The 16429-nt window shown below is 67.5% G+C and carries 14 protein-coding genes; 3 read left to right on the top strand and 11 right to left on the bottom strand.

Annotated elements, in window-relative coordinates; genetic code table 11:
* From HV783_RS10150 to HV783_RS10185, 8 genes are all read right to left on the bottom strand, one after another.
* A partial coding sequence (locus HV783_RS10150) for a type IV pilus assembly protein FimV (RefSeq protein ID WP_175189074.1) occupies nucleotides 1-1139 on the bottom strand: 1139 nt, incomplete at its 3' end.
* A 250-nt stretch (nucleotides 1140-1389) separates the two neighbouring features.
* The gene (gene asd, locus HV783_RS10155) at nucleotides 1390-2520 is read right to left on the bottom strand and encodes an aspartate-semialdehyde dehydrogenase (protein ID WP_049075090.1); all 1131 of its coding nucleotides are present in this window, start codon (nucleotides 2518-2520) and stop codon (nucleotides 1390-1392) included.
* Between the two features lie 231 nt (nucleotides 2521-2751).
* Nucleotides 2752-3828, bottom strand: a complete 1077-nt coding sequence (gene leuB, locus HV783_RS10160; RefSeq protein WP_144655225.1) for a 3-isopropylmalate dehydrogenase — start codon at nucleotides 3826-3828, stop codon at nucleotides 2752-2754.
* 37 nt (nucleotides 3829-3865) lie between these two features.
* Nucleotides 3866-4516: a 3-isopropylmalate dehydratase small subunit gene (gene leuD, locus HV783_RS10165; protein ID WP_054417925.1), complete on the bottom strand. Its 651-nt coding sequence runs from the start codon at nucleotides 4514-4516 to the stop codon at nucleotides 3866-3868.
* 22 nt (nucleotides 4517-4538) lie between these two features.
* A complete protein-coding gene (gene leuC / locus HV783_RS10170; protein ID WP_054503887.1) occupies nucleotides 4539-5942 on the bottom strand; it encodes a 3-isopropylmalate dehydratase large subunit in 1404 nt (467 codons plus the stop codon).
* A gap of 197 nt (nucleotides 5943-6139) precedes the next feature.
* Nucleotides 6140-6979 (bottom strand): M48 family metallopeptidase, encoded by an 840-nt coding sequence (locus HV783_RS10175; protein ID WP_144655226.1) that lies wholly within the window; start codon nucleotides 6977-6979, stop codon nucleotides 6140-6142.
* Between the two features lie 42 nt (nucleotides 6980-7021).
* Nucleotides 7022-8089, bottom strand: a complete 1068-nt coding sequence (gene aroC / locus HV783_RS10180) for a chorismate synthase (protein ID WP_054503889.1) — start codon at nucleotides 8087-8089, stop codon at nucleotides 7022-7024.
* Nucleotides 8090-8125: 36 nt separating this feature from the next.
* Complete coding sequence (locus tag HV783_RS10185) at nucleotides 8126-9535, bottom strand: putative bifunctional diguanylate cyclase/phosphodiesterase (RefSeq protein WP_421420109.1); 1410 nt, start codon at nucleotides 9533-9535, stop codon at nucleotides 8126-8128.
* Nucleotides 9536-10125: 590 nt separating this feature from the next.
* On the opposite strand from HV783_RS10185, the gene HV783_RS10190 reads away from it, so the two are divergent.
* Both HV783_RS10190 and HV783_RS10195 read left to right on the top strand, forming a co-directional pair.
* A complete protein-coding gene (locus HV783_RS10190) occupies nucleotides 10126-12099 on the top strand; it encodes a bifunctional diguanylate cyclase/phosphodiesterase (protein ID WP_254603861.1) in 1974 nt (657 codons plus the stop codon).
* A gap of 164 nt (nucleotides 12100-12263) precedes the next feature.
* Nucleotides 12264-13646: a sensor histidine kinase gene (locus tag HV783_RS10195; protein WP_244976914.1), complete on the top strand. Its 1383-nt coding sequence runs from the start codon at nucleotides 12264-12266 to the stop codon at nucleotides 13644-13646.
* On the opposite strand, the gene HV783_RS10200 is transcribed toward HV783_RS10195, so the two are convergent.
* Nucleotides 13628-14284 (bottom strand): response regulator transcription factor, encoded by a 657-nt coding sequence (locus HV783_RS10200; RefSeq protein ID WP_240317399.1) that lies wholly within the window; start codon nucleotides 14282-14284, stop codon nucleotides 13628-13630. The two genes, HV783_RS10195 and HV783_RS10200, sit on opposite strands and share 19 nt — an antisense overlap.
* On the opposite strand from HV783_RS10200, the gene HV783_RS29435 reads away from it, so the two are divergent.
* Nucleotides 14168-14575, top strand: coding sequence for a hypothetical protein (locus HV783_RS29435; protein WP_240317403.1), 408 nt, complete (start codon nucleotides 14168-14170; stop codon nucleotides 14573-14575). The two genes, HV783_RS10200 and HV783_RS29435, sit on opposite strands and share 117 nt — an antisense overlap.
* On the opposite strand, the gene HV783_RS10205 is transcribed toward HV783_RS29435, so the two are convergent.
* Together HV783_RS10205 and HV783_RS10210 are read right to left on the bottom strand one after the other, a co-directional pair.
* On the bottom strand, nucleotides 14567-16054 hold the full coding sequence (locus HV783_RS10205; protein WP_064523260.1) for a protein adenylyltransferase SelO: 1488 nt from the start codon (nucleotides 16052-16054) through the stop codon (nucleotides 14567-14569). The two genes, HV783_RS29435 and HV783_RS10205, sit on opposite strands and share 9 nt — an antisense overlap.
* Nucleotides 16051-16422: a DUF2069 domain-containing protein gene (locus HV783_RS10210; protein ID WP_054503895.1), complete on the bottom strand. Its 372-nt coding sequence runs from the start codon at nucleotides 16420-16422 to the stop codon at nucleotides 16051-16053. The genes HV783_RS10205 and HV783_RS10210 overlap by 4 nt, the downstream gene beginning before the upstream one ends.
* Between the last annotated feature and the right edge of the window lie 7 nt (nucleotides 16423-16429).

A 16429-nucleotide genomic window follows, 5' to 3' on the forward strand; every position in this document is an offset into this window, starting at 1 on the left:
CCAGCCGCTCCGGCCGCGCCCGTGGCCCCAGCAGCGCCGGTCGCCCCCGTGGGGCCCGATGCCCCGGCAGCGCCAGAGGCGCCGCCGCCCGACCCGGACGCGCCCTGCCCGCCCACGGCCTTGTTCAATTCATCGACGTTGCTCTGCAACTGATTCACGCGCCCCTCGGCATCCGCCATGGCGCGCTGGTTGGACGTGCGCTGATCCGCCTGCGCATCGGCCTGCGCCGCCGCGCCATCCTGCGCCTGGCCCGAGGACAGGCGCACCCGGTCCTGCGGCGGCGAGGCGCTCGCCACGCCGGTGTCGCCGGGCTTGGTCACCGTGCCGGACGCCGCGTCCTGCCCCTTGACCACCGACGGATTGGCGCCGGCCGCCGCGCCGATGCGCGCGCGGTAGCGGGCGAACGCCTCGGCATGTTCATTGAAGATGCGGCGCGCTTCGGCCGGATCCACCGCGCGGACCGTGGCCGCATCGGGGATCACCAGTTTCTGACCCGCGCGCACCAGATTCATGTTGTTCTGGATGAAGGCGTCGGGATTGGCGCGCCACAGCGCCACCAGCATCTGGTAGATCGAGGCGTTCGGCACCGCATTGCGCTGGGCGATGGCGAACAGCGTATCGCCCGACTTGACGTTGACCGCCCCCGCCGCGCCACCCGCCCGGCCCGGCGTGCCCACGGCGGCCGGCGTGACGTCGGCGCCCGCGCCGCGCAGCGGCACCAGGATGCTGACCTGCACCTGCCGCTGGCCCGAACTGGAACTGATGTCGAGCAGCAGGTCGACCGCGCCGCCGGCCGGCGCCTGCGTCGACCGCACCCGCAGGTTCTTGCGGGTCGGGTCCAGGCCATCCTCGACCCGCACCACCAGACTGGCCAGCGGCGCCGGTGGCTTCAGGCCGGCGCGTTGCCAGGCGGCCTCGTCGGCCACCGACACCCGCAGCGACGACACCTCGTCGGGCGTCAGTTCCTGCAGCCCGACCAGCGCCTGCAACGGCGTGCCCGGCGCCGACACCACCCGCGAATGCCCCACCCGCATCGCCAACGCCGGACTGCAAGCGCCCGCGCCGATCGCCAGCGCGATCGCCCACTGGAGGGCCTTCAAACGGCGGGCATGCTTCACTTGGCGCGAACGCTGGGTCATAAGCTGGAATTCCGTTCTTATCGTCGATTTTCGGGCGGGACCTGTTCGTCGCCATTACGTGAGAACAAGCCTCAATTCACCGGAAAAGTGTAATGGATCGAGCGCGTTTCACAAACCTGAAAGGCGCATCGGCGTTGGCTGGCGGGCACATTGGCGCCCGGTCCGATACGCTGCAAACGACAAAGGCACCCGCGGGTGCCTTTGTCGAAGCGGCCTACGGGGCAGGACGGCATGCGCCGCCCGCCAGGCCTCAGGCTTCGGCCAGCGCGATGCGCAGCATGCGGCGCAGCGGCTCGGCGGCGCCCCATAGCAACTGGTCGCCGACGGTGAAGGCGCTCAGGTATTGCGGGCCCATCGACATCTTGCGCAGGCGGCCCACCGGAATGTCCAGCGTGCCCGTGACCGCGACCGGGGTCAGCTCGCGGATGGTTTCTTCCTTGGTGTTGGGGATCACCTTGGCCCACTGCGTGCCTTGGGCGATCAGCGCTTCGATCTCGTCCAGCGGCAGGTCGCGCTTGAGCTTGATGGTCAGCGCCTGGCTGTGGCAGCGCATCGCGCCGATGCGCACGCACAGGCCGTCGATCGGGGTGGCGGCGGTGCCGAAGGCGGCGCCGCGGCCGAGGATCTTGTTGGTCTCGACCTCGCCCTTCCACTCTTCCTTGGACATGCCGTTGCCCAGGTCCTTGTCGATCCACGGGATCAGGCTGCCGCCCAGCGGCACGCCGAAGTGCTCGTGGGGCAGCGCCGCGTCCTTCTGCTTGGCCAGGATGCCGCGGTCGATTTCCAGGATGGCCGAGGCCGGATCGTCCAGCAGCGGCTTGACGGCGTGGTTCAGCTCGCCGAACTGGGTCAGCAGCTCGCGCATGTGCTGCGCGCCGCCGCCGGAGGCGGCCTGGTAGGTCATGGTGGTCATCCACTCGACCAGGTCGTTGTTGAACAGGCCGGCCAGGCCCATCAGCATGCAACTGACCGTGCAATTGCCGCCGATGAAGTTGCGCACGCCGCGCTTGAGCGCCGCGTCGATCACGGGACGGTTGACCGGGTCCAGCACGATGATGGCGTCATCGGCCATGCGCAGCGTGCTGGCGGCGTCGATCCAGATGCCATTCCAGCCCGCGCCGCGCAGCTTCGGGTAGACCTCGGAGGTGTAGTCGCCGCCTTGCGCCGTCACGATGATCGGCAGTTTTTTCAGAGCGTCGATGTTGTAGGCGTCTTGCAGCGGGCCCGCGCCAGTCGCCCAAGTGGGGGCGGCGCCGCCAGCGTTGCTGGTGGAGAAAAACACCGGTTCGATCAGTGCGAAGTCGTTCTCGTCGCGCATGCGTTGCATGAGCACCGAGCCGACCATACCGCGCCAGCCGACAAGGCCTACTGCTTGATTCATTTCAATCGCTCTTTAAAGGTGGGGACAAGGTGTGGTGAAAAAACGTGCAGGAATCCAACAATTTATCAGAATGCACGCAGGGATGTTGCGGCGCAGCTTGAAAAAACGGGGCCACAATGAAAGCCAACCCGCTTTCGCGGCGCGGCGGCAACACCGGCATGAAAAAAGGGCCGCCCCGCGGGCGGCCCCTGGAATCGGGACCGCGCCGCAAGGGCGCGTCCCTTGCAGGCATCAGGCCAGGGCTTTGAGGACGGCGTCGCCCATGCCCGAGGTGCTGACTTTGGTGGTGCCGGGTTCGAAGATGTCGGCGGTGCGCAGGCCATCGGCCAGCACGCGGCGCACGGCGGCTTCGATACGGTCGGCCTGCGGCGCCAGGTTCAGCGAGTAGCGCAGCAGCATGGCGGCTGACAGGATGGTCGCCAGCGGATTGGCGATGCCCTGCCCGGCGATGTCCGGGGCCGAGCCGTGGCTGGGCTCGTACAGGCCCTGGCCGCCGGCATTCAGCGAGGCCGACGGCAGCATGCCGATGGAGCCGGTCAGCATGGCGGCCTCGTCCGACAGGATGTCGCCGAACAGGTTGCCGGTGACGATCACGTCGAACTGGCGCGGGTTGCGCACCAGTTGCATGGCGGCGTTGTCGACGTACATGTGCGACAGCTCGACGTCCGGATACTCGCGCGCCACTTCGATGACGATGTCGCGCCAGAACTGCGAGGTCTCGAGCACGTTGGCCTTGTCCACGCTGCACAGCTTCTTGTTGCGCTTCTTGGCGGATTCGAAGCCGATGCGGGCGATGCGGCGCACTTCCGATTCAGCGTAGCGCATCGTGTCGTAGCCTTCGCGTTCGCCGCTGAAGGCGCCATCCGGCGACGAGCGCACGCCGCGCGGCGTGCCGAAATAGATGTCGCCGGTCAGTTCGCGGATGATCAGGATGTCCAGCCCGGACACGATCTCGGGCTTGAGCGACGAAGCGCTTGCCAGCTCGGGATACAGGATGGCGGGACGCAGGTTGGCGAACAGGCCGAGCGCCTTGCGCAGGCCCAGGATGGCCTGCTCGGGGCGGAATTCGCGCGGCAGGCTGTCGTACTTCCAGTCGCCGACGGCGCCGAACAGCACGGCGTGCGATTCCTTGGCCAGCTTCAGCGTGGCCGGGGGCAGCGGGTGCTCGAACTCGTCGAACGCCGCGCCGCCGACGGCGGCCTGCTTGATGTCGAACGGCACGTCCAGCGCCTTCAGGACGCGCACGGCCTGCTCGACGATTTCGGGGCCGATGCCGTCGCCCGGCAGGACTGCGATGTTGTGAGTCATGGAAAAAACGATCCTATGGTCGATGGGATGAGTCGGATCAGGCGATCGGACGGCTTTCCAGCCAGGGATGACGGGCCAGGCGCTCGGCCTCGAAGGCGCGGATCTTGTCCGAATGGCGCAGGGTCAGGCCGATGTCGTCGAAACCGTTCAGCAGGCAGTACTTGCGGAACGGCTCGATGTCGAACTTCATGGCGCGGCCGTCGGCCGCCACCACCACCTGGCGATCCAGGTCGATGTTGAGCTTGTAGCCCGGGAAGGCCTTCACTTCGTCGAACAGGCGCGCCACTTCGAGCTCGGACAGCACGATCGGCAGCAGGCCGTTCTTGAAGCTGTTGTTGAAGAAGATGTCGGCGTACGACGGCGCGATGATGGCGCGAAAGCCGAACTGCGTCAGCGCCCAGGGCGCGTGCTCGCGGCTCGAGCCGCAGCCGAAGTTCTTGCGCGCCAGCAGCACCGAGGCGCCCTGGTAGCGCTGCTGGTTCAGCACGAAATCGGGGTTGAGCGGACGCTTGCTGTTGTCCATGCCCGGCTCGCCGTGGTCCAGGTAGCGCAGCTCGTCGAACAGGTTCGGGCCGAAGCCGGTGCGCTTGATGGACTTGAGGAACTGCTTGGGGATGATGAGGTCCGTGTCGACGTTTTCGCGGTCGAGCGGAGCCACCAGGCCTTCGTGAGTGGTGAATGCTTGCATGATGTCGGTACTCGGTGGGCGCTTAACGGAACGTGCGGACGTCGACGAAATGGCCGGCCACGGCGGCGGCGGCGGCCATCGCCGGGCTGACCAGGTGGGTGCGGCCACCCTGGCCCTGGCGGCCTTCGAAGTTGCGGTTCGAGGTCGAGGCGCAGCGCTCGCCCGGCTCGAGCCGGTCGGCGTTCATGGCCAGGCACATCGAGCAGCCCGGCTCGCGCCATTCGAAGCCCGCCTCGATGAAGATCTTGTCCAGGCCTTCGCGTTCGGCCTGCTGCTTGACCAGGCCGGAGCCCGGCACCACCATGGCCTGGCGCACGTTGGAGGCCACGCGCTTGCCGCGCGCCACGACGGCGGCGGCGCGCAGGTCCTCGATGCGCGAGTTGGTGCAGGAGCCGATGAAGACGCGGTCCACGCGGATGTCTGTCAGCGGCGTGTTGGGCTTGAGGCCCATGTATTCCAGCGCGCGCTCCATGCCGCTGCGGCGCACGTCGTCTTTTTCGCGGTCGGGGTCCGGCACGCGCGAATCGACCGGCAGCACCATTTCGGGCGAGGTGCCCCAGGTGACCTGCGGCTTGATGTCGCGGGCGTTGACGTTGACCACGGTGTCGAACCTGGCGCCTTCGTCGGTGTGCAGCGTGCGCCAGTAGGCCACGGCGTGATCCCACAGCACGCCCGACGGCGCGAACGGACGGCCGCGGAAGTATTCGATGGTCTTGTCGTCGACGGCGACCATGCCGGAGCGGGCGCCGGCTTCGATGGCCATGTTGCAGACCGTCATGCGGCCTTCCACCGACAGCGCGCGGATGGTGCTGCCGGCGAACTCGATGGCGTGGCCGGTGCCGCCGGCGGTGCCGATGATGCCGATGATGTGCAGGACGACGTCCTTGGCCGTACAGCCGAACGGCAGCTCGCCTTCGACCTTGATCAGCATGCTCTTGGCTTTCTTCATGAGCAGCGTCTGCGTGGCCAGCACGTGTTCGACTTCGGAGGTGCCGATGCCGAACGCCAGCGCGCCCAGCGCGCCGTGCGTGCTGGTGTGCGAGTCGCCACAGACCACGGTCATGCCCGGCAGGGTGGCGCCCTGCTCCGGCCCGATGACGTGGACGATGCCCTGGCGCAGGTCGTTCATGCGGAATTCGGTGATGCCGTACTTGTCGCAGTTGGCGTCGAGCGTGTCGACCTGCAGGCGCGAGATCGGATCGTCGATGCCCTGGGCGCGGTTCATCGTGGGCACGTTGTGGTCGGCCACCGCCAGGTTGGCGCCGTTGCGCCACGGCTTGCGCCCGGCCATGGCCAGGCCCTCGAACGCCTGCGGGCTGGTCACTTCGTGCAGCAGGTGGCGGTCGATATAGAGCAGACAGGTGCCGTCTGATTCCTGGTGGACGATGTGGGCGTCCCAGAGTTTGTCGTAAAGGGTTTGGGCCATGGATGCGCTCAGCAAATAGACAATCCGGCTCGTGCCTCGCATGGAGCGAATCCCTCGCATCCACGCCGGCCGCTGCGGCATGTGAGGCATTATGCCCAGCCTCTGAACCTAGTACAATCACACCAAATATACTAGTACTGGCAATACCATGGTGAGTCCCCGAGACGGCAGGACGCCGCCCGGGGCGCAACCAATGCCTAGCGCGACGCGCGGCCCTTGGATTGCTCGTACAGCGGCAGCACCTGTTGCGCCGCCGCCTGCAGGTCGGTGATACGCGAGGCGGCCGACGGGTGGGTCGAGAGGATCTCGGGCGGTGCGCTGCCGTTGTCCGCGGCCCCCATCTTCTGCCACAGCGTGACCGCGGCGCGCGGATCGAAGCCGGCCCGAGCGGCCAGTTCCACGCCCATGCGGTCGGCTTCGGTTTCGTGGGTGCGGCTGTTGGGCAACGTGAACATCACGTCGCTGAGCTTGCCGCCCAGGTCCGAGGCGGCGCTCGATCCGGTGGCGATCGACAACACCTGCAACCCGAGGTTGGTGGCCATCTGCTGCGAGACGCGCTCGCGCGCGTGCTCGCGCAGCGCGTGAGAAATCTCGTGGCCCAGCACCGCGGCCAGCTCATCATCCGTCGGCCTGATCTTGTTGATCAGGCCAGTGTAAACGGCGATCTTGCCGCCCGGCATGCACCACGCGTTGATCTCGTCGCTGGTCAGGACGTGCACTTCCCATTTCCAGCCGGACGCGTCGGGGCGGAAAACGCCGGTCTGCGCGATCAGGCGCTGCGAGATCGCTCGCACCCGCGCCACCTGCTGAGCGTCGCGGTCCAGCAGGTTCTTGGCCTGCGCCTGCTTGAGGATGTCGGCGTACTGCTGGTTCGCTTCCTGCTCCAGCGCCTGAGACGGCACCATGCTGGACATGTACTGCGTCCGGTTGACGCCGATGGCGCCCGACTGGGTGGTGTTCATCCCGGTGCAGCCCGCCAGGGCAGCCAGGAACAGCGCCGCCGCCAAGCGGCGCAACGGATAGCGATTACGGCTCATGTCAGCCTCCAACAGTCAGGAACAACGGGACGCGCGCAGGCCTCAACCCTGATCGCCGCACTGGCCGCGGTGGCGCAGGGCGTGGTCGATCAGCACCAGGGCCAGCATGGCCTCGGCGATTGGCGTGGCGCGAATGCCGACGCAGGGGTCGTGGCGACCGAGCGTCTGCACCATCACCGGCTCGTTGGCGCGGTTCACGGAACGGCGCTCGACCCGGATGCTGGACGTGGGCTTGATGGCCAGCGACACCGTCACCGGCTGGCCCGTCGATATGCCGCCCAGCACGCCGCCGGCGTGGTTGGTGACGAAGCCGTCGGGGGTGATCTCGTCGCCATGCTCGGAACCGCGCTGCGCGATGCAGTCGAAACCGGCGCCGATCGACACGCCCTTGACGGCATTCAGGCCCATCATCACGTGCGCGATGTCGGCATCCAGGCGGTCATAGATGGGCTCGCCCCAGCCGGCCGGCAGGTTCTCGGCCACCACCTCGATACGCGCGCCGACCGAATCGCCGTCGCGGCGCAACTGGTCCATGTAGGCCTCGAGCTCCGGCACGATGTCGGCGTTGGGCGCGTAGAAGGGATTGTTCGGCACCTCGTCCCAAGAGACGAAGGGAATCGGGATCGGGCCCAGTTGGCTCATGTAGCCGCGCACTTTCACGCCGTATTGCTCGGCCAGCCACTTCTTGGCCACGGCGCCCGCGGCCACCGTCGGCGCGGTCAGCCGCGCGGACGAACGGCCGCCGCCGCGAGGATCGCGCAGGCCGAACTTGCGCCAGTAGGCGTAGTCGGCGTGGCCCGGCCGGAACGTGTCGGTGATATTGGAATAGTCCTTGCTGCGCGCATCGGTGTTGCGGATCAGCAGCCCGATGGGCGTACCCGTGGTCAGCCCCTCGAACACGCCGGACAGGATCTCGACCTGGTCGGCTTCCTGGCGCTGGGTGACGTGACGCGAGGTGCCGGGGCGGCGGCGGTCCAGTTCGTGCTGGATGTCGGCCGCTTCCAGCGGCAATCCGGGCGGGCAGCCATCGATGACGCAACCGATCGCCGGCCCGTGGGATTCGCCAAAATTCGTGACGGTGAACAGGGTACCGAGGGTATTGCCGGGCATAGGAAATCAACAGGTGGGGTTTGCAAGCAACCCCGATTATGACACCGCCGACGCCAAAGCCTGAATTTCCGCGGCGGGCGCGGGACGTCCCAGCAGGAAACCCTGCATCACGCGGCAACCCAGCGACTTGAGGATCTCGCGCTGCCCTTCGGTCTCGACGCCTTCGGCGACCACCGGCAGGTGCATCGCCTGGCACAATCCGAACAACGCCGACACCACCTCGCGGCTGCCGGCATCGGATTCGAGAGCGGAGATGAAGCTGCGGTCGATCTTGACCCAGTCGATCGGCAGGTGCCGCAGATGGTTCAGGCTGGAATAGCCGCAGCCGAAATCGTCCAGCGCCACGCCGATGCCCTTGGCCCTCAGAGTGTTCAGGATCTTCACGTGGCGCTCGTAGTGCAGGATGAAGATCGATTCGGTGATCTCCAGCACCAGCTTGCGCGGCGCCAGCTTGGTCGCGGCCAGCACGTCGGAGACCAGTTGCACCAGGCCGTCCTCGTTCATCTGCTTGACCGACAGATTCACGTGCACGCGCCACGCCGCCGGCCACAGCGCCGCCTGTGAGCAGGCGCGTTCCAGGATCCAGGCGCCCAGGGGCACGATCAGCCCGCTGCGTTCGGCCAGCTCGATGGTCACGGCCGGCGATACGCTGCCCAGCTCGGGGTGATGCCAGCGCAGCAACGCCTCGCAGCCCTGCACCACCCCGGTGCCGCTGTCGCAGACAGGCTGGTAGTACAACTCGAATTGGTCCATCGAGGCAGTCGTCAAGGCCAGCCGCAGGTCATTCTCCAGACCCTGCTGGTCACGCTGACGCGCCAGCATGCGGAAGTCGAACATGTTCCAGCCGGGGCCGCCACGCTCCTTGAGCGGCACCATGGCCACCTGCACGCAACGTTGTAATTCCTCGACACTGCGACCGTGGTCCGGATACAACGCCGCCCCCACGCGGAACACCGCGATCAGGGGGCGGCCACCCAGCTCGTAAGGCACGGAAAGGTCCTCGAGCAGCTTGGCCGAGACCTGGGCCGCGCCCTCCTCATCGACGTCGGGAATGCACACGGTGAAGGTGTCGGTGCCCGTGCGGGCCACCATGCCGCCCAGCGCGCGGGTCAACAGGCTGAGCCGATCGGCCACCATCACCAGCAGGGCCTGGTCTTCGCCGGCCCGCAGCATCGCGCTGATCTCGGCGTACTGGTCAAAACTGACCAGGAAAAACGCGCCAATGCCGCGCGAGCCCGAACGGGCGCGCGCGATACCCAGGGAGTCCTGGTGGTCCTGCGCCGGTCCGCCAGGGCCGAACACCCCCCGGCCAGCCTGCCGCTCCGACTGGACCAGCCACGCGCGCGCGCGGCGATGCAGCTCCCGCTGGCTCAGGACGCCGGTCAATTCATCACGCGTCAATCGCCCGCGCAGGACGCGTTCCCGGCGGACGAAAAACAAACTTATCGCTGCAAGTGCGCCCACGAGCGTCAGGCACAGTGCGAGCAGGTAACTCTCACGCACGGAGCCCCCTATCTAGAAACCCTTGGCGTTGTGGTCCGGAAAGAAACCCAAGGGCTGTAACATTTTTTAAATTATGCATTATTTTCGCAAAAAAACGCCACACTTCAGGAGCAACGCGCTCCCTTTCCTTCGATTCCTGCCCTGATCTGGTTGCTCGTTGGGGGTCATGACGGTCCTTGGATAGCAGTCGCTGGCCGGTCCTTTGCGCCATGCCGTGCCCTTACTACGACAGCCGAAGCCCGAAAATTAATACGGCCTGTCTCAATAGTTATCATCCGGGCAATTATCACGAGCGAAATAATTGCACAGGTTGTCTGATATCGCAGTTGATTTCGTAATATTCTGTATGTTCTGTGACATACGGAATTACAGCGTGCGCGGCGACACTGAGGTATTAGTAACGTGTGTCACGTTTCTTATCCAGCATTTTTCCCGTCAGGGCACTTGCGCTGCCCGACGTCTCCCCTTTCACTGGCAGGCCGGCATTGCACGGCACCGGCAACGGTGCGGGCCACGAAGGGAACCTCTAATCCATGTCCACACTACGCCGGCTGATCCTCTGCACCGCTCTCCTGACTGCCTTCATCCTGCTTGGCGCACAGGCGCTGGGGATGCTGGCCGCCCACCGTTATCTCAACACCCAGTTGGCCCAGCAGGGCCAGGCCGGCGCCAGCGCGCTGGCCTGGGCGCTGTCGCACGATCCGGGAGGCGTGCAGGACAAGCGTCAGTTGGCCGACGAGCTGTTCGGGGCCGGGATGTATGCGCTGGTGCGCATTTCCGGTGAGAACGGGGACACGGAGGCCGAACGCCGCGAACCCGCGCAGAAAGGGCAAGCGGGGGCTGCGCGCGACTGGCGCGACACCTGGCTATCCATGGACGCCCCCGCGGCCACCCGCCCCTATCTGGGGCCGGATGGCCGGCGCCTGGGCACGGTCACGGTGCAGGCGGACGCGCGGCCGGCGCGCGACACCCTGTGGCAAGGCGGCGTCCGTGTCATCGGCCTGAGCCTGGCCGCTGGCGTGTTCTGGACACTGTTCGCCGCCAACCTGATGCGCTGGCTCGAGGCGAAGACCGGGCGGCACGGCCTGGGCCGCGCCGGCCCACTGGCGCGGGGCGAAGCGGATAACCCGCAACCGCGCGGGCCCGCCGGCATCGACGAGGCGCTGCTCGATGCCCAGCGCAAGGCCGCCGCCACGGTGCAGGAACAGAACGCCCGCATCGAATCGCTCGAAAGCGAAATCCAGCGCGACGCCGTCACCCGGTTGCCAAACCGCAAGTATTTCATCGACCACTTCCGCCAGGCGCTGACCGGCCAGGCGGCCGATACCGGCGGCCACATCCTGATGTTCCGGCAACGCGATCTGGCGCAGATCAACCGGCACCTGTCGCGCGCCTTCACAGACCAGTGGCTGCGCTCATCCGCCGACCGGCTGCGCAGGCTGGTGGACGCCAACGGCGGCGGCGCCATGACGCTGGCGCGGATCGGCGGTTCCGACTTCGCCCTGTTGATGCCGCGCACGTCCGCCCCCCAGGCCGGCCTGCTGGCCGAACGGGTCCGGCATGAACTGCGCTCCTTGCGCGTGCCCATGGACAAGCACGGCTGGTGCCGCTGGGCGCTGGCGATGGCGGCCTTTACGCCCGACGACAACGTCAGCGACACGCTGGCCAGGCTCGATCACGCCCTGATGTGCGCCGAGAGCGCCGACGATGACCAGATCGCCCCCGCCAGCCAGGCGCCCGACAGTACCCGCATCGGCGAATACAGTTGGCACGATGCGCTCTCCACGGCTCTGGAACAGCACCGCTTCTCGTTGACGGTGCAGGCGCTGACGGACGTGCGCGGGGATGTGCTGCATTACGAAGCGAGCCTGACGCTGCACGATAGCCGCGGCGCCGATCCGGTGCCGGCCGCGATCTTCATGCCGCCCGCGGTGCGCCTGGGCCTATCGGCCGAATGCGACATCCAGGCCGTGCGCCTGGGCCTGGACTGGCTCTACACCCACGACGCCGCGCTGACGGTGCACGTATCGCGCGCCTCGCTGGCGCAGGCCGCATTCCTGTCGCGGCTGGAACGCATGCTGGCGGACCGGCCGGCCCTGTCCCCGCGGCTGATCGTCGAAACGGACGCGGGCGCGCTGGTGGAATTGGGCGACGAAATGCGCCAACTGTGCCGCATCGTCACCGCGGCCGGCGGCCGTGTCGGCCTGTCGCGCCTGTCACGGCAATTCGGCGCGATGGAACACCTGCACGAATACCCCCTCTCGTACGTCAAGCTGTGTGGCGGCTTCATTACCGGCATTCTGCACAGCCCGGGCAGCCAGCACCTGGCCGCGACCGTCGTGGCGACCGCCGCCTCGCTCGGCATGTCGGTGTACGCTGAGGACGTTCCCGACGACGCCACCCGCGCCACGCTTGAGAAAATCGGTGTCCACGCGATTCGCGGCGCTGTCGTAAACTTCGCCCGCGCGAACGACCACGCGCCTGACCAACAATGGGTTCCTAGTTGACGGAAGGATTGTTTCTTCGCACCCTTTGGCGCTCGCGCCAATGCCGCGCTGACCGCGCGGCCGCCCAGCGCGCAGCGCGCTCCGCGTGGCCCGTATGGCCGGCAGGCCTGCTCTTGTGGCCCGGCGCGGCACTGGCCGACGCGCCCGGCCACGCATCTGCCGATTTGCTGATCGGCCTTACCGCCGGCATCGCGCTGGCCTGCGCCGTAGCCAGCGCCATCGCCTGGCTCTACACCCGCGCCGCGATCTACGGCGCCGGCCTGGCCTTCGCGCTGGTCGAGGGCATCCTGCGCACCCAACCGACACTGTTCCCGGCGGGCGCGCTGCAGGCGGGCTCGTACGCGGCGTTGCTGGCCATGTCCGTTTCTCTCATCGCTGCGGGCCAGCCGGGCGCCGCGCGCCTGGTCACCGCCTGCCGCTGGACTTGCATCGGGCTGACCGGACTGGCGGCGCTGGCGCTGATCTTCGTCTATGACTCCGATGACGGCATGATGCCCACCCTGATCGCCGGCGCCGGAGCCGCCGCCAGCGTGGTGCTGGCGGCCTGGTTTCTGGCCGTCGCCGCCCGCCCCTGTCCGCGCCGCGCCGCGACGCTGGCGCTGGGCGCGGTACATCTGTCATCGGCCTGGATCCTGGCCCACGACGCCTGGTCCGGGTCGACGGACGGCGGGCCGGTGATGCCGCTGGCGCGGCTGCTCCTGGCGCTGGCCGCCTTGCTGCTGGCGGGACTGGAACGGCGGACGCAGGCGGATCCCGCCCGCCAGCAAACGGACGATGCCCAGCAGTTGGTCCAGGGCGAATTGCGGCTGGTGGAAATGACGGGCGCGCTGGACGCCCAACGGCAGATGAACGCCCTGATCTCCCACGAACTGCGCGCCCCGCTAGCCACCATCAGCGCGGCGGCGCAGTCCCTGGACATGATCCTGTCGGGCAGCGGTGAAGCCGTCGACAACCGGCTGGCGCGGATCCACCGCTCGGTGACCCGCATGACGGAACTGATGGAACAATTGCTGAACCAGGACCGGCTCGGCGAACAGGCCTGGACTCCGCGCGGCGAGCAGACCGACATGTCCGAGCTGGCGGGCGACGTCGTCGCGGCCATGCAACCCGATACCGCCCACGCGCTGCGGCTGCAGGCCGGCGGCGCGCCGCTGCCCGTCTATTGCGACCGCGCGCTGACGAGCGTGGTGGTGCGCAACCTCATCCACAACGCCATCAAGTACTCGCCCGCCAGTGAGCCGATCCGGATCGAGACGGGCGAAACCGAGGCGCAGGGCGTGCCGATGGCCTGGGTGGCCGTGACCGATCGCGGCCCCGGCATTGGCGTGGAGGAACAGGCCCGCATCTTCGAGCCGCGCTTTCGCCGCGCGGCCCATCGCGAAACCCAGGGCATGGGCATCGGCCTGTATCTGGCGCGACGCATCTGCCAGAGCCAGGGCGGCTCGCTGGTCATGCACAGCGAAGTGGGCGTGGGGACGCGTTTCGTCATCACCCTGCCCGCCCGGCCTCCCGAGCCCGATGCGCAGGCTCAGGCCGCGAACACGTAACCCTGGCCGCGCACCGACAGCACCGGCAGCTTCAGCCCGGCGCTCTGCGCCTTGGCGCGCAGCCGGCTCACCAGCACGTCGATACGCCGCAGCTCGAACCCGCCCGGGCTGTCCGGCAGGAACAGCTCGGCCAGGGCCTGTCGGCTGACCGCCGAACCGGCCGCATCCATCAACGCCATGAGAAAGGTCCGTTCCTGGGCGCTCAGGTGCAGCGATGCGCCGTCCGGCGCCACCAGGATCCAGCCGCCATCCTGCAGCGACCAGGAGGTGTCGGCAGCCGCCGCGCGGGTCTCGGCGTCGGCCGGACGCGGCGCCTTGGCCAGGCGCATGCGGCGCGCCAGGCTGCGGATGACGGAACTGAGCTCCAGCAGGTCGACGGGCTTGGTCATGTAGACATCGGCGCCGCCTTCCAGGCCGCGCACCCGATCCTCGAGCGCGCTGCGGCCCGTCAGCATGACGATCCCCACCGGACTCAACGCGCGCAGGCGCGTCGCGACGGAAAAACCGTCCTCTCCAGGAAGATGGGCGTCAAGTATGACGATATCGCAGGGTTGCTCCTGCAAGCGACGGTAGAACGCCGCGGCATTGTCACAGGCGAACGCCACACGGAAACCGTACCCGCCCAGGCCCAACGCCAACTCCTCCCGGAAGTCCGCATCATCCTCAAGCAGGCCGATACACAGCAAACCATCTGCGCCAGGCATATTCAGAGTGCTTTTATATTGAAAATTGTCGACAAATGCCCCAGTGACAGGCATGCCATCCTGAGTGTCCCGCAGGCGACAATCTTACGACTTTTACAATGGAAACGAATGTTTGCAGAGAAAAAAACCGCGATTTTTCGTCTCAATGCGCCAATTTTCTGCGTTTTACGCCCTCAAAATGGCCGCTTTGTCATCAATACGCGCGCGCAGCGAACATCAGGATGAACAGCTGACCTCGATGCCGTTGGCCCAGTCCGGCGGCAGGCTGGCGTACTTTTCGTAGCCAGCGCGGGCCGTGAACGGCTCGCGCAGCAACGTCATCAGCGTCTCGATTTCGCCCGCGTCGCCCGTCTTGGCGGCGCGGATCGCCTCCTCGGCCAGGTGATTGCGCAATACATATAGGGGGTTGACCCGATTCATGGCCTCGGCCACCTCGGTCGCCGGACGTCCGTCCTGCGCGTGGCGCGCCAGCAGGCGATCGAGCCAGCCCGCGGCCGCCTCGCGGTCGATGAACAGATCCTGGAATGGCGCGCGGTTGCCAGACACAGCATCCGCCAGCCGCCGCCAGGCCAGCGTGAAATCGGCCTGGTTGGCGTCCATCAGCTTGAGCAGGTCGTCCAGCAGCGGCTCATCCGCCGGGCGCCAGGCCGCCAGGCCCATCTTGGCGCCCATGCGGTCATGAAACGCGCGCGTGAACACGCCCTCGAATTCGTCCAGCACCGCGCGCAGGGCGTCGACATCCTGCACCAGCGTATGCAGGCTGCCGCCCAGCCGGTAGAGATTCCACAGCGCCACGGACGGCTGGCGGTTCCAGGAATAGCGGCCCTCGGAATCGGAATGGTTGCAGACATGGCCAAGCCGGAAGCCGTCCATGAAACCGTAAGGGCCGTAATCCAGGGTCAGCCCCAGGATGGACATGTTGTCGGTGTTCATGACGCCATGGCAGAACCCCACGGCCTGCCAGTCCGCCATCAGCAGCGCGGTGCGGCGGGTGACCTCGCGCAGCAGGCGCACGTAGGGCGCGGTGTCGCTTGGCGCCTCGCCGGCGGGCACGGCACGGCATTCGGGGTAGTAGCGGTCGATGACATAGTCGGCCAGCGTCTTGAGCAGGTCCGGCTGACGGCGCGAAGACCAGTGCTCGAACGAGCCGAATCGCACGAAGCTGGGCGACATGCGCGTCACGATGGCCGCCGTTTCCACGGTTTCGCGCCAAACCGGGTCGTCCGAGGCCACCAGCGCCAGTGCGCGGGTGGTCGGAATGCCCAGGCCGTGCATCGCTTCGCTGGCGAGGTATTCGCGCACCGACGAGCGCAGCACCGCGCGGCCATCGCCCATCCGCGAATACGGCGTCTTGCCGGCGCCCTTGAGCTGCAATTCCCAAGCCCCCGCCGGCCCCCGCACCTCGCCCAGCAGGTGGGCGCGGCCATCGCCCAACTGTCCGGCCCACACGCCGAACTGGTGGCCGCTGTAGACCGCCGCCAGGGTGTCGCCGCCTGGCAGCGGCTGCGCCCCGGAAAACACCCGCAGGAATTCCGGCGTCCGCAGCGCGGCCGGGTCCAGCCCGATCAACGCGGCGGCCTCGGCATTGGCATGCAGCAGCCGCGGATTGTTCAGCGGTTGCGGCTCCAGCCGCGTATAGAACGCGGCCGGCAGCGCCGCGAACGAGTTGACGGCTTGCAGTTCGGACAGGGAATGGGCGCTCATGCGCGTTGGCTCCTGGCGGCCCGCTTGGCCGGCCGCACGTAGAAAATGGCGCTGACGAAGAACAGCGTCGACAGCAGGATCTCGCCCCACGCCATCAATACCGACAGCGGCGCCGGATCCGACATGGCGCGCACCACGCCCTCCATCAGGTAGAGCAGCGACAGCATTGAGGCCCACTGATACGTATAGAGGTTGCCGCGCACGACGCCGCGCAGCGGCAGCACCAGCGGCAAGGCCTTGAGCAGCATCCAGGAACCGCCCGGGCGCAGCGGCGCCACCAGCGTTTCCCAGGTGACGCACAGCACGATCAGGGCGAACAGCGACACCGAGGCCGCCAGGCGCAAGCGGGGGTTGAGTTCAGGGTTCATGCTGCTA

It is taken from the genome of Achromobacter dolens (assembly GCF_902859745.1).
GTDB classification, from domain to species: Bacteria; Pseudomonadota; Gammaproteobacteria; order Burkholderiales; family Burkholderiaceae_B; genus Achromobacter; species Achromobacter dolens.

What these genes read in the sequence shown, in the direction of transcription:
- HV783_RS10205 (WP_064523260.1), bottom strand. Translation starts at nt 16,054, where the DNA reads ATGAGCGCCCATTCCCTGTCCGAACTGCAAGCCGTCAACTCGTTCGCG.
- aroC (WP_054503889.1), bottom strand. Translation starts at nt 8,089, where the DNA reads ATGCCCGGCAATACCCTCGGTACCCTGTTCACCGTCACGAATTTTGGC.
- HV783_RS10175 (WP_144655226.1), bottom strand. Translation starts at nt 6,979, where the DNA reads ATGAGCCGTAATCGCTATCCGTTGCGCCGCTTGGCGGCGGCGCTGTTC.
- leuB (WP_144655225.1), bottom strand. Translation starts at nt 3,828, where the DNA reads ATGACTCACAACATCGCAGTCCTGCCGGGCGACGGCATCGGCCCCGAA.
- HV783_RS29435 (WP_240317403.1), top strand. Translation starts at nt 14,168, where the DNA reads ATGGGCGTCAAGTATGACGATATCGCAGGGTTGCTCCTGCAAGCGACG.
- leuC (WP_054503887.1), bottom strand. Translation starts at nt 5,942, where the DNA reads ATGGCCCAAACCCTTTACGACAAACTCTGGGACGCCCACATCGTCCAC.
- asd (WP_049075090.1), bottom strand. Translation starts at nt 2,520, where the DNA reads ATGAATCAAGCAGTAGGCCTTGTCGGCTGGCGCGGTATGGTCGGCTCG.
- HV783_RS10190 (WP_254603861.1), top strand. Translation starts at nt 10,126, where the DNA reads ATGTCCACACTACGCCGGCTGATCCTCTGCACCGCTCTCCTGACTGCC.
- HV783_RS10210 (WP_054503895.1), bottom strand. Translation starts at nt 16,422, where the DNA reads ATGAACCCTGAACTCAACCCCCGCTTGCGCCTGGCGGCCTCGGTGTCG.
- leuD (WP_054417925.1), bottom strand. Translation starts at nt 4,516, where the DNA reads ATGCAAGCATTCACCACTCACGAAGGCCTGGTGGCTCCGCTCGACCGC.